The organism is Inquilinus sp., assembly GCF_057815775.1.
In genome coordinates this window covers 1-11,852 of the sequence record NZ_JBYRFX010000352.1, presented here as the reverse complement: position 1 = coordinate 11,852, position 11,852 = coordinate 1, and the positions used below count along the sequence as shown (strand labels likewise).

The 11,852-nt window shown below is 66.7% G+C and carries 11 protein-coding genes and 1 pseudogene; 5 read left to right on the top strand and 7 right to left on the bottom strand.

The features are described from left to right. The 4 genes and pseudogenes from AC3XYG_RS12630 to AC3XYG_RS12615 form a co-directional block, all read right to left on the bottom strand. Positions 1-325: pseudogene (locus AC3XYG_RS12630) on the bottom strand (microcin ABC transporter permease); the annotation flags it as partial. Positions 326-387: 62 nt separating this feature from the next. Beyond that, positions 388-2,256 (bottom strand): extracellular solute-binding protein, encoded by a 1,869-nt coding sequence (locus AC3XYG_RS12625; protein ID WP_489140188.1) that lies wholly within the window; start codon positions 2,254-2,256, stop codon positions 388-390. A gap of 2 nt (positions 2,257-2,258) precedes the next feature. After that, complete coding sequence (locus AC3XYG_RS12620) at positions 2,259-4,115, bottom strand: extracellular solute-binding protein (RefSeq protein ID WP_489140187.1); 1,857 nt, start codon at positions 4,113-4,115, stop codon at positions 2,259-2,261. A gap of 145 nt (positions 4,116-4,260) precedes the next feature. Further along, positions 4,261-4,929, bottom strand: coding sequence for a c-type cytochrome (locus AC3XYG_RS12615; RefSeq protein WP_489140186.1), 669 nt, complete (start codon positions 4,927-4,929; stop codon positions 4,261-4,263). A 200-nt stretch (positions 4,930-5,129) separates the two neighbouring features. Between AC3XYG_RS12615 and AC3XYG_RS12610 the strand changes: the two genes are divergently transcribed. Together AC3XYG_RS12610 and AC3XYG_RS12605 are read left to right on the top strand one after the other, a co-directional pair. After that, a complete protein-coding gene (locus AC3XYG_RS12610) occupies positions 5,130-5,900 on the top strand; it encodes a 3-deoxy-manno-octulosonate cytidylyltransferase (protein WP_489140185.1) in 771 nt (256 codons plus the stop codon). Next, positions 5,897-6,763: a prephenate dehydratase gene (locus AC3XYG_RS12605; RefSeq protein ID WP_489140184.1), complete on the top strand. Its 867-nt coding sequence runs from the start codon at positions 5,897-5,899 to the stop codon at positions 6,761-6,763. The genes AC3XYG_RS12610 and AC3XYG_RS12605 overlap by 4 nt, the downstream gene beginning before the upstream one ends. A 5-nt stretch (positions 6,764-6,768) precedes the next feature. Here the strand turns inward: AC3XYG_RS12605 and AC3XYG_RS12600 are convergent, their stop codons facing one another. From AC3XYG_RS12600 to nudC, 3 genes are all read right to left on the bottom strand, one after another. Continuing rightward, positions 6,769-7,149, bottom strand: coding sequence for a type II toxin-antitoxin system VapC family toxin (locus AC3XYG_RS12600; RefSeq protein WP_489140183.1), 381 nt, complete (start codon positions 7,147-7,149; stop codon positions 6,769-6,771). A 5-nt stretch (positions 7,150-7,154) separates the two neighbouring features. Beyond that, on the bottom strand, positions 7,155-7,412 hold the full coding sequence (locus tag AC3XYG_RS12595) for a type II toxin-antitoxin system Phd/YefM family antitoxin (RefSeq protein WP_489140182.1): 258 nt from the start codon (positions 7,410-7,412) through the stop codon (positions 7,155-7,157). A gap of 77 nt (positions 7,413-7,489) precedes the next feature. Continuing rightward, the gene (nudC, locus tag AC3XYG_RS12590; RefSeq protein ID WP_489140181.1) at positions 7,490-8,404 is read right to left on the bottom strand and encodes an NAD(+) diphosphatase; all 915 of its coding nucleotides are present in this window, start codon (positions 8,402-8,404) and stop codon (positions 7,490-7,492) included. Between the two features lie 141 nt (positions 8,405-8,545). Between nudC and AC3XYG_RS12585 the strand changes: the two genes are divergently transcribed. From AC3XYG_RS12585 to AC3XYG_RS12575, 3 genes are all read left to right on the top strand, one after another. Then, positions 8,546-9,523 (top strand): tripartite tricarboxylate transporter substrate binding protein BugD, encoded by a 978-nt coding sequence (locus AC3XYG_RS12585; protein WP_489140180.1) that lies wholly within the window; start codon positions 8,546-8,548, stop codon positions 9,521-9,523. Between the two features lie 186 nt (positions 9,524-9,709). Continuing rightward, positions 9,710-10,171 carry a tripartite tricarboxylate transporter TctB family protein gene (locus AC3XYG_RS12580; RefSeq protein ID WP_489140179.1) on the top strand — a complete coding sequence of 154 codons (462 nt, stop codon included), beginning with the start codon at positions 9,710-9,712 and terminating at the stop codon, positions 10,169-10,171. A 10-nt stretch (positions 10,172-10,181) separates the two neighbouring features. Further along, positions 10,182-11,690 carry a tripartite tricarboxylate transporter permease gene (locus tag AC3XYG_RS12575; RefSeq protein WP_489140178.1) on the top strand — a complete coding sequence of 503 codons (1,509 nt, stop codon included), beginning with the start codon at positions 10,182-10,184 and terminating at the stop codon, positions 11,688-11,690. The last annotated feature ends 162 nt before the right edge of the window (positions 11,691-11,852 follow it).

Sequence of the window (11,852 nt, the reverse complement as noted above, 5' to 3'; positions counted from 1 at the left end):
CGAAGCGTTCCAGCGGCGGCTTGTCGAAGCCGAACTGCTTTTCGATCTCGGCGATGAATTTCGGGTCCAGGCCCTGGGCGCCACGATATTTGCTGGCCGCGGCGCTGCCGCCGAGCTGGGAACTGTCGGCCCCGCGATTGTTGAGGTCGCCGCCACCGCCGCCGCTGATGCGGCTGGTGGCGTCGGTGGCGGTGCCCTGGATCTGGGCGATCATCTGCTCGACCGGGCCGCCCGGCGCGAACTGCACGATGACGAAGTTGACGACCATGATCCCGAACAGGGTCGGGATGATCAGCAGCAGGCGCCGGATGATATAGGCGAGCATCGGTCAGCCTTCTGCCCGGGACGGAGCAGGGCGACGTCGACGGGGTGCGCTATGGAACCGTGTCACCGGCGCTGCCCCCGCACGGCCTTGGGGTTCTTCTCGTCGGCCCACCAGGTGCTGGGGAAGCCGACATCGTTTTTCGGGCGTGTCTCCGGATGGCCGAACATATCCCAGTACCCGATCCGGTTGACCGGGTCCTCGTACAGGCCGATCGAGAAGAACTGCCAGGTGGCATAGCGGTCGAAGGCTTTGCAGGTGGCCGCCTTCTCGTCATAGGTGTCGGCGGCGATGATCATCTCGATCAGCTCGTCGATGACCGGGTCCTTGATCCCCTGCGAATTCTCGTCGCCCGGCCGGTCGGCGTAGCGGGAGTTCCAGCCGCCGCGCAGGGCCTCTCCCGGCGGGAAGAACGGGTAGAAGCGGGCTGGCATCAGGTCGAATTCGAAGTTGTTCACGCGATTGCGGAACTGCGGCACATCCATCAGCCGCGGTGAGGCCTGGATGCCGGCACGACGGAGATTCTCGACGAAGGGCAGAATGGTCTTCTCGGTATCCGGGTTGGTGTAGACGATCTCGAAGGCCATCACCTGACCCGTGGTGTTGGTCAGCTTGCCGTCGCGCGATTCCCAGCCGGCCTGCTTCAGCAGATCCAGCGCAGCCCGAAGATTGGCGCGGATGTTGCCATTGCCGTCCGTGGTCGGCTGCTTGAACTCGGTGCTGAAGATCTCGTCGGCTATCTTGCCGCGATAGCGCTCGAGGATCTCCAGCTCGCGGCCCTCCGGCAATCCGCTGAAAGAGAACGGGGTGTTCGGAAAATAACTGTGGATGCGACTGTAGAGGCCGTAATAATTGGTCTTCTGTGTGGTCTCAAAATCATAGAAATAGTTAAGGGCTCTCCGGACCCGGATGTCGGAGAAATACGGCCGTCGCAGGTTGAACATCATGCCGAGATAGGATTGCGGCGACGCGTCCGGGATTTCCTCCAGCTTGAGTGCGCCGGTCTGCACCGCCGGTACGGATTTGAAGCCGGTCGTCCATTGCTGGGCCGAGCCGATGGCCATGAAGTCGAACTCGCCCGATTTGAACGCCTCATACAGCACATCCTGGTCGCGATAGTACTGGTAGGTGATCTCGTCGAAATTGGCCGAGCCGATATTTTGCGGCAGGTCGTTGCCCCAATAATCCTCGACCCGCTGCAGCGTGATGGACCGCCCCGGATCGACCGACTTGATCTTGTAGGCGCCGCTGCCGAGCGGCGGCTCCATCGTCAGGCCGCCGAAGTCCCGGCTTTCCCACCAATGCTTGGGCAGGATCGGGAAACTTGCCATCGCCTTGAGCAGCTGGGGATTTTTCAGGGTCTTGGCCTTGAACCGGACTTGACGGGCGTCCAGTGCCTCGATGCTGTCCATATCGTCGTAGAAGCGGGCGCGGAACCGCAGCGCACCCTTCTCACGCAGCAACTGGTGGGTATAGGCGACATCCTCGGCGGTCATCGGATGGCCGTCATGGAAGCGCAGGCCGTCGCGCATCGTGAAGATGATCGACAGCTTGTCGTCCGAGATCACGAACGACTCCGCGGCATCCGCGTAGTAGGTGTCGAGTTCGTCGAGATTGGCGGTGATCAATGCGTCGTTCAGGCTGCCCACCCCCGCAGCCTCGGTGCCGTCGGTTGTCATGTTGTTCAGCGTGTCGAAGCTGCCGAAGACACCCAGCACCAGCTTGCCGCCCTTGGGGGCATCCGGGCGGACATAGTTCCAGTGCGGGAAGTCCTTGGGGTAGGCCGCCTTCAGGTCGAGCATCGGCAGATAGTAGGTCGGTGCGCCATAGCCGGCCTGGCCCGCGGCCGTCTGGGCGAAGGCGCGTGGCAACGGCAGGGATGCTCCCGCCACCGAGAGCATCGAACCGACCGTGAACTGGCGCCGTGTGATCATCTCTACCTCTGTCCATTGCCGCGCTGCAGCGCTGCATCTTTTGCCGGATCGATCCACCAGGTCGAGGGAAAGCCGATGCCGCTGCCGTCGCCGAACCGATAGGTCGGCTGCGTCTCCGGCAGGCCGAAGCGGTTCCAGTAGGCGACCCAGGCGTCGGTCCTGCCCCATTGCGGGATAGCATAGTTGTTCCACAGCAGGACGCGATCCAGCGCCCGGGTGGCCGCTTGCAGCGACGACAGGTCGCGGGCAGCCACCACCTTCTCGATCAGCGCATCGACCACCGGGTTGCGGATGCCGCTCAGATTGGTCGAACCGTCGATGCCGGCGGCCTCGGACCCGAAATAATTGCGCAGCTCCGCCCCCGGCGGCGGGAAGAAGGACTGGGCGAAGGTGGTGATGTCGAAGTCGAAATTCTGATAGCGCGTCTGGAACTGGGCCGAATCCACGACCCGCAGCGTCGCCTCGATGCCGATCTGGCGCAGCCGCTCGATGAAGGGCTGGGTCACCCGCTCGAAGATGTCCAGGTTGGTCAGGATCTCGAACCGCATCGGCTCGCCGGTGGCGACATTGGTCATCACCCCGTCGCGCTGTTCCCAGCCGGCCTCGTGCAGCAGGCGCAGCGCGTTGCGGATGTTGTCGCGCATGTTGCCGCTGCCGTCGGTCTTCGGCAGCGCGAAGGGCGTGTCGAACAGCGCATCCGGCACCTGGCCTCGGAATGGCTCCAGCAGGTCCTTCTCCGCCCCCTCCGGCACGCCGGTGGTGCGGAAGCCCTCGGCGTTGAAATAGCTGCCCAGCCGGTCGTACAGGCCTGAGAACAGGGTCTTGTTGACCCATTCGAAGTCGTACAGCCAGATCAGCGCCTCGCGGACCTTGGGGTCGGAGAAGGGCGGCCGGCGTAAATTGAAGAAATATCCCTGCATGCCGCGGGGATCCTCGCTGGCAATTTCGGCACGAAGGAGGCGACCATCGCGCACCGCCGGGATGTCGTAGCCGGTGGCCCAGAACAGCGAGGTGAACTCCTGCCGGAAGTCGGAATTGCCGCCCTTGAACGCCTCGAACTCGGCATCGCGGTCGCGGTAGTAGTCGTAGCGGATGCGGTCGAAGTTCCACAGGCCGCGATTCACCGGCAGGTCGCGGCCCCAATAGTCGGCCACACGCTCCCAGCTCAGCGTCCGGCCGGGATCGACCGCGGCGATGCGGTAGGGGCCACTGCCCAGCGGCGGCTCGACGGTGCCCTGGGTGATGTCGCGGCCCTCGGCGGTCCACCAGTGCTTGGGCAGGATCGGCAGCTTCGTCGCCACCTGGCCGATCGGCTTGCGTGCGTTGCGGGTGGCGAAGGTGAAGCGCACCCGCTGGCCATCCAGCGCTTCGGCGCCGGTCACGTCGCGGAAGAAGGATTTCAGGAGCGGCTCACCCTGGTCGCGCACCGTCTCCCAGCTCCACACGATATCGTCCGCGGTCACCGGCGTGCCGTCATGCCAGCGCGCCTCCGGCCGCAGGGTGAAGATCGCCCAGGAGGCGTCGTCGGCCACCGTCACAGTCTGCGCCAGCAGGCCGTAGGCCACGCCGAGTTCGTCCTGGCTCTCGACCATCAGCGAATCGTAGAGCAGCGGTAGCGACCGCGGCGGCTGGCCCGCCAGCGGGATCAGGTTCAGCGTGTCGAAGCTGCCGACCGAACTGAGCACCAGGGTGCCACCCTTGGGGGCGGCGGGGTCGGCATAGTCGAAATGGCTGAAATCCGCCGGGTATTTCGGCTGTCCGAACAGCGCCAGGGCAGGGCTCGCCGCCGGCTCCTCCGCCACGGCCGCAACGGGTGCGGCGCAGGCGAAGGCGATCAGCAGGGCGACGACGATGTGCATGACACTCCCGGGCCGGTCTGCCGGCGGATTCGGGGCGCCGGTCGATGGAGTCTAGGGAATCTCACGGCATCGAATAAAGCCAGACATAAACAAAAACGGGACCGCGTTCGGCGGTCCCGTTCTGGTTTCGAATCCGCTGCGGCGATCAGCCGCCGCTCGTCGGGGCCGGCGCCGCGGGGGCAGCTCCACCGGCCGGGGCAGCCGGGGCTGCACCACCCGCAGGGGCCGCGGGAGCGGCTCCGCCAGCAGGGGCGGCGGGCGCCGCATCGGCGCTCGGCAGCGGCTCCGGCGTGTCGGCGTTGGTGCGCAGCCAGGCGATCAGGTCCGCACGGTCCTTTTCGCTCTTCATGCCGGCGTAGGTCATGGTGGTGCCGGGGATGTGCGCCTTCGGACCGGCCAGGAACTCATTCAGTTCCTCATAGGTCCAGTGGTCGCCTTCCTCGTGCTTCTTCTTGATCGCGGCCGAGTAGTTGAAGTCGTCCTTGTGGCCCATCGGCGCACCGACGAGGCCCCACTGGTTCGGGCCGACCTTGTTGGCGCCGCCCTTGTCGAAGGTGTGGCAGGCGGCGCAGGCCTTCGAAAGCGCCTGGCCCTTGGCCGGATCTGCGGCGGCCAGCAGCGGGGCGATCGGCGGGATCGCGGCGGCGGCGGGTGCCGCGGCCGACGACGAAGCGCTGGCGACCGCGCTGGTGTCGACCTTGAAGGTGTTTTCCTTGAGCGGCTCGGGCGAGACCAACATATCGGCCACGATGCCGGTCGCCATGCCGATAATGCCGGCCAGCAGGACGGCGGCGAAAATCTTATTGAATTCCATGCCGGATCTCACTCCGAAGCGACTGCAGCCCAGCCGAACACACGACACCGCCGGAACTGGCGATTCCGACGGGCGGGTCCGGGGGTCTTGTAGAGGCGTTCCAATCGGTCTGGCAAGGGGCGATGTCCTGCTGCGGTGCAACGATTGCCGCCGCGCCCGGTCTTGACGGCGCTGCGGCAAGGGAGGATGACGCGAACATCATGATTGCTTCGAATCCCGTCGTCGTCATTCCGGCCCGCCTGGCCGCGACCCGCCTGCCGAACAAGCCGCTCGCCGACATCCATGGCGAACCGATGATCGTCCATGTCTGGCGCCGGTCGGTGGCGGCGAATCTCGGCCCGGTGATCGTGGCCTGCGGCGACCGGCCGATCGCGGATGCGATCGAGGCGGTGGGCGGCATCGCCGTCATGACCGACCCGGATCTCCCCTCCGGCTCCGACCGCATCGCCCAGGCGCTGCGCAGCGTCGATCCGGAGGGCCGCCACGACATCGTGGTCAACATCCAGGGCGACCTGCCGACCCTCGATCCCGCCTTGCCGCAGGCCGCTGTCACCCTGCTGGACGACCCGGCGGTGGACATCGGCACCCTGGCCGCGGTGATCGTGCGCGAGGACGAAAAGACCAACCCCGCCATCGTCAAGGCGATCGTCGAGCGGGAGGAGGGCAGCCGGATCGGCCGGGCCTTCTACTTCACCCGCACCACGGCACCGTCGGGCGACGGGCCGCTGCTGCACCATATCGGCCTCTACGCCTATCGCCGGGCGGCGCTGGAGCGCTATGTCACGCTGCCGCCGGCCGCGCTGGAACGGCGCGAGAAGCTGGAGCAACTGCGGGCGCTGACCGCCGGGATGCGGATCGATGTCGCCATCGTCGACACCGTGCCGCTCGGCGTCGACACCCAGGACGAACTGGAACGGGCCCGTGCGATTCTGGCCCCCAAAACATTTATGGTCCAGGGATCAGCACGATGAGTTCCGCTCCGACGATTTCCTTCCAGGGCTGGCCAGGCGCCAATTCCGACATGGCGTCCCGCCAGGTCTTCCCCGATTCCGAGACGGTGCCGTGCCCATCTTTCGAGGAGGCGCTGGCCGCGATCCATGACGGCCGTGCCGATCTCGGCATGATCCCGATCGAGAACTCGATCGCCGGCCGGGTCGCCGACATGCACCACCTGCTGCCGGAATCGGGCCTGCACGTCATCGGCGAGCACTTCATGCGCATCAACCACCAGCTGGTGGTGCTGCCGGGCACCAAGCTGGCGGATATCCGCGAGGTGCACAGCCATGTCCAGGCGTTGGGCCAGTGCCGGCTGTGGCTGCGCGCCCGCGGGCTGAAGCCGGTGGTCCACGCCGACACCGCCGGCGCCGCCCGCATGGTGTCCCAGCAATCGGATCCCGGGATTGCCGCCATCTCGACCCGGCTCGCGGCCGAGACCTACGGGCTGGAGATCCTGGCGTCCGACATCGAGGATGCCGAGCACAACACCACCCGATTCGTCGTGCTGTCGCGCGACCCGGTGCGGCCGAAGCCGAACAACGGTCCTGTGATGACAAGCTTCGTGTTCGAGGTGCGGTCGGTGCCGGCCGCGCTCTACAAGGCGCTGGGCGGCTTCGCCACCAATGGCGTGAACATCGTCAAGCTCGAGAGCTACATGCTCGCCGGCCGTTTCAACCAGACCCAGTTCTACGCCGATGTCGAAGGCCATCCGGACGAGCAGGCGCTGCAATTCGCGCTGGAGGAGCTGCAGTTCTTCACCCGCAACTTCCGCATCCTCGGGGTCTACCCGGCCCACCCGTTCCGCCGCGATCCCAGCCAGGCTGCCGCGGACGATTGAGAATGCTATCCCGCGAGAGCTGATTTCAGATCGGTGCGAGCGAAATCATTCCCGATGAAGAGCAGGGGGCAGGATCGGGCCTCGGCTTCCGCATAGGCGAAGCAGTCGCCAAAATTCAGCCCGGCAGGGTGAACGCCTTTCCCCCAGCGGGCATAGGCACTCGCCACACCCCGAGCGGTGGCGACCGTCACCGGCGCGACCTCGATGCCCACGCGGTCGATCAACAGCTCCATTTCCTCCCCGATCCCGCGTTGGCCCGCAACAAGCAAGGCCTCCGCCAAGGTGCCGGCCGAGATGACCAACTTGCTTGCCGTGGTCAGGATGGCCGAGCAGGCATCGGCTTCAGTCTCTTCCCGCAGCACGGCCAATAGAGCCGAGGTGTCCACGACAATCACTTCGGCAGGCCGTGGTCATCGTACAGGAAGTCCTGGCTGCGAGCCGCCGATGGCCCTGCCGTGGCCTTGCCGCGAGCAGCGGCCTGGATCTCGGCGATAATGGCTCTCTTCTCGGCCAATGTCGGCTTTCTGGCCTCCGGCACCAGGCGAGCCACCGGCTGGCCGAACCGGGTCAGGACAACTTCCTCACCGGCTTCCGCGCGGCGCACCAGATCGGTGAGTTGAGCCTTTGCATCGCTGACGGATATCTGCATGGCCTCCTCCCATCATGGGATGATGTGGTCCAGCATAGCAGATGGTCTATCCGATGGTCCAAAACAACCATCGGCCGCTAATCCTCCGCCAGCCAATCCTCCAGCAGGCGCCGGGCGATGCTGTCGCGGCGCGGCAGGCGGAATGATTCGTCGTCGACATGGCTGCGCAGCCAGCCGCGCTCGAACCACGCCGCGGCCTCCAGTTCGTCATTGTCGACCTGCAGGTCGGTGGTGACGGCGCGGCCGGTGTAGCCGACCATCAGCGATTGCGGGAACGGCCAGGGCTGGCTAGAGTGGTAGCGGACGTCGTCGACCACGATGCCGGCCTCCTCCATCACCTCGCGCTTGACCGTGTCTTCCAGGCTTTCGCCGGGCTCGAGGAAACCGGCCAGCACCGAATGCATGCCGGGCGGCCACGCCTTCTGGCGGCCCAGCAGCGCCCGGTCGCCGTCATGGATCAGCATGATGACGGCCGGATCGGTGCGCGGGAAATGCTGGGTCTTGCAATCCGGGTTGGTGCAGTCGCGGCGGTGGCCGGCATCGCTGCTGACCGTGGGGTGGCCGCAGACGCCGCAGAAGCGATGGCGCGAATGCCACCACATCATTCCGCGGGCATAGGCCAGCAGGGCGCCTTCCTCATGCGGCATCAGGGGCCCGACAGCGCGCAGATCGAGGAAGCTGCCGAGGCCGGAGAGCACCGGGTCGGCGGCCGGGTCGGCCAGCCCGCTGACATCGACGGCGAGATAGGTGGTGTCGCCGTTGATGCCCAGCATCACCGTCTCGGCCGCGGCCTCGCGCCACCAGCCCTCGGTCGCCGGCACGAAGGCCGCATGCGGCGCCTCGGGCGGGCCGGCCACCAGGTTGCGGCCCTGCCACACCGGCAGGATCCGGGTGTGTTCGCTGACGGTGATGCGGGCGATCCAGTCGGCATCGCGACGGAAGCGGCCGGCGCGATCGAGCGTCGGATGGACGTAGAAGTTGGGGCGCAGCATCCCGCGACACTGGCACGGGCCCGGCCACTGCACCAGAGGGCGGAAAAGCAACTGTGCCATCCCGGATGGACAGGTTAGATTGTCAAAAAAGAGAAACCGGGCCGACCCGGTCGATGTCACGAACGAAGGGGGAATACGTCTATGAACCGTCGTCGCCGGCTCGGCCTGGGCATGCTCGCCGCCATGGCCATCGCATTGCCCGCCGCCGCCCAGGATTACCCGAATCGCGTCATCACCATGAACGTGCCGTTCGCCGCCGGCGGGCCGACCGACACGGTGGCGCGGCTGATCGCAGAGCCGATGAGCAAGACGCTCGGCCAGCAGGTCATCGTCGAGAATGTCGGCGGCGCCGGCGGCACCATCGGTGCCGGCCGCGTGGCCAAGGCCGATGCCGATGGCTACACCGTGCTGCTGCACCATATCGGCCAGGCCACCAGCGCCACGCTGTACCGCAATCTCGACTACAAGCCGGGCGAGGATTTCGCCGGCATCGGCCTGGTCACCGACGTGCCGATGACCTTCGTCGCCCGCGGCGACTTCGAGGCGAAGTCGATGCCGGAGCTGGTCGAATACGCCAAGGCGCACAAGGACACGGTGACGGTCGCCAATGCCGGCATCGGCTCGGCCTCACATCTCTGCGGCATGCTGTTCATGTCGTCGATCGGCACGCCGCTGACGACGGTACCCTACAAGGGCACCGGGCCGGCGATGAACGACCTGCTGGGCGGCGTCTTCGACTTCATGTGCGACCAGACCACCAACACCACCAGCCAGATCAAGGCCGGCAAGATCAAGGTCTACGCCGTCACCAGCGCCAAGCGGGTGCCGTCGCTGCCCGACGTGCCGACCACGACCGAAGCCGGCCTGCCCGATTTCCGGGTCGGCATCTGGCATGGCCTGTACGCCCCCAAGGGCACGCCTCAGCCGGTGATCGACAAGCTGCAGGCCGCCTTGCAGGGCGCGCTGCAGGACCCCAACGTGATCGCCCGCTTTGCCGATCTCGGCACCGAGCCGGTGGCCCTCGACCAGGCGACGCCGGCGGCGCTCGACGCCCATCTGAAGGCCGAGATCGCCAAGTGGCAGCCGGTGATCCAGGCCGCGGGCATCTACGCGGACTGAGCCCATCTGATAACGCTACTGGGGCGGCCGTCTGATGGCGGTTTCTGCGCTTCCGGTGCTCACGGACGACCATGTCCGCTGCGCGCCGGTTCTCGAAACCGCCACCAGCCGACTCACCCCAGGGCATTCTCGGACGGGCTCAGAACCCCCAATCCACTGCACCTGTCACCGGATTCAGGAGCCGCGATGCGCCTCTCCATCCGTCACCCCAAGGACTTCTGGTCGGGGCTGATCTTCCTGTTCCTGGCCGCCGGCTTCGGCTGGATCGCCCAGGGCTATCCGATGGGCCGGGCGATCAAGATGGGGCCCGGCTATTTCCCCACCGTCCTGGCCGGGGTGCTGGCCCTGATCGGGCTGATCACCTTCCTGCGGTCCTTCGTCATGGAGGGCGAGGCGGTCAGCCGCTTCACCTTCCGCGGCATCGCCGTCGTGCTGGGCGCGATGGTGCTGTTCGGCCTGCTGCTGCGCGGCGGCGGGCTGGTGCTGGCCCTGCTGGCCCTGGTGTCGATCAGCGCGGCCGCCAGCGTCCATTACCGCTGGGCCGTCGCGGTGCCGCTGGCGATCGGCCTCGCGGCCTTCTGCGTCGCCGTCTTCGTCTGGGGCCTGGGATTGCCGATCCCGGTGCTCGGCCGCTGGTTCGGCAACTGAGGGCGCCGCCATGGAACTCTTCGACAACCTCGTCCTCGGCTTCAGCGTCGCCTTCACGCTGACCAATCTCAGCTACTGCTTCGCCGGGGTGCTGCTCGGCACGCTGGTCGGGGTGCTGCCCGGCCTCGGGCCCACCGCGACGATCGCGATGCTGCTGCCCGCCACCTTCGTGCTGCCGCCGATCTCGGCCCTGATCATGCTGTCGGGCATCTATTACGGCTCGCAATATGGCGGCTCGACCACGGCGATCCTGATCAACCTGCCGGGCGAATCGGCCTCTGTCGTGACAGCGATCGACGGCTACCAGATGGCCCGGCAGGGGCGGGCGGGCACGGCGCTGGCCGCCGCCGCCATCGGCTCCTTCTTCGCCGGCACCGTGGCCACCTTCCTGATCGCGCTGTTCGGCCCGCCGCTGGCCCTGATCGCCCTGAAATTCGGGCCGGCCGAGTATTTCTCGCTGATGCTGCTGGGCCTGGTCGCGTCGGTCGCCCTGGCGCATGGCTCGCTGCTCAAGGCGCTCGGCATGATCGCGATCGGCCTGCTGCTCGGCATGGTCGGTCAGGATGTCGAGACCGGCACGGCGCGCTACACCTTCGGCATCCCCGAACTGTCCCAAGGCATCAACTTCGTCGCCATCTCGATGGGGCTGTTCGGCATCGCCGAGATCATCCGCAATCTCGAGAACGAGCATCAGCGTGAGGTGATGGTCAGCAAGGTCACCGGGCTGATGCCGACCCGCGCCGACCTCCGCGCCATGGTGGCGCCGATCCTGCGCGGCACGACGTTGGGCTCGATCCTCGGCATCCTGCCGGGCGGCGGATCGATCCTGTCCTCCTTCGCCGCCTATTCGCTGGAGAAGAAGCTGTCGCGGACGCCGGCGCGCTTCGGCAAGGGCGCGATCGAAGGCGTGGCCGGGCCGGAATCGGCGAACAACGCCGGGGCGCAGACCTCCTTCATCCCGATGCTGACGCTGGGCATCCCGCCGACGCCGGTGATGGCGCTGATGGTCGGCGCCATGATCATCAAGGGCATCCAGCCGGGGCCGCTGGTCATGACCGAACAGCCGGACCTGTTCTGGGGGCTGATCGCCTCGATGTGGATCGGCAACTTCTTCCTGATCGTGCTGAACCTGCCGCTGATCGGCATCTGGGTCCGGCTGCTGAAGGTGCCGTATCACCTGCTGTTCCCGGCGATCCTCGCCTTCTGCTGCATCGGCGTCTACAGCCTCAGCAACAACGTCTTCGACGTCTATCTGACCGTGGTGTTCAGCTTGGTGGGCTATGTCCTGATCAAGCTGGATTGCGAGCCGGCGCCGCTGCTGCTGGGCTTCATCCTGGGGCCGATGATGGAGGAGAATCTGCGCCGCGCCATGCTGCTGTCGCGCGGCGACGCCACCGTGTTCGCGACCCGGCCGATCAGCGCCGTGCTGCTGGTGCTGACCGCGCTGGTCCTGGTGGTGATGATCAGCCCGGCGATCCGGCGCAAGCGCGAGGAGGCGTTCCAGGAGGAGGCGGGGTAGCGGCGGCACCCTGACACCAGGCCCCGATGCCGGCCGCGGACCCTCCCGTTTGGGAGGTCCGACCCGGGGCCGGCCCCAATATGATCGGCTCGGCAGCGCGGCCGCGGAACGTCGGCCGGCTCGGGAGAGGTGACCGATGGGAACGATCAATGGCACGGCCGA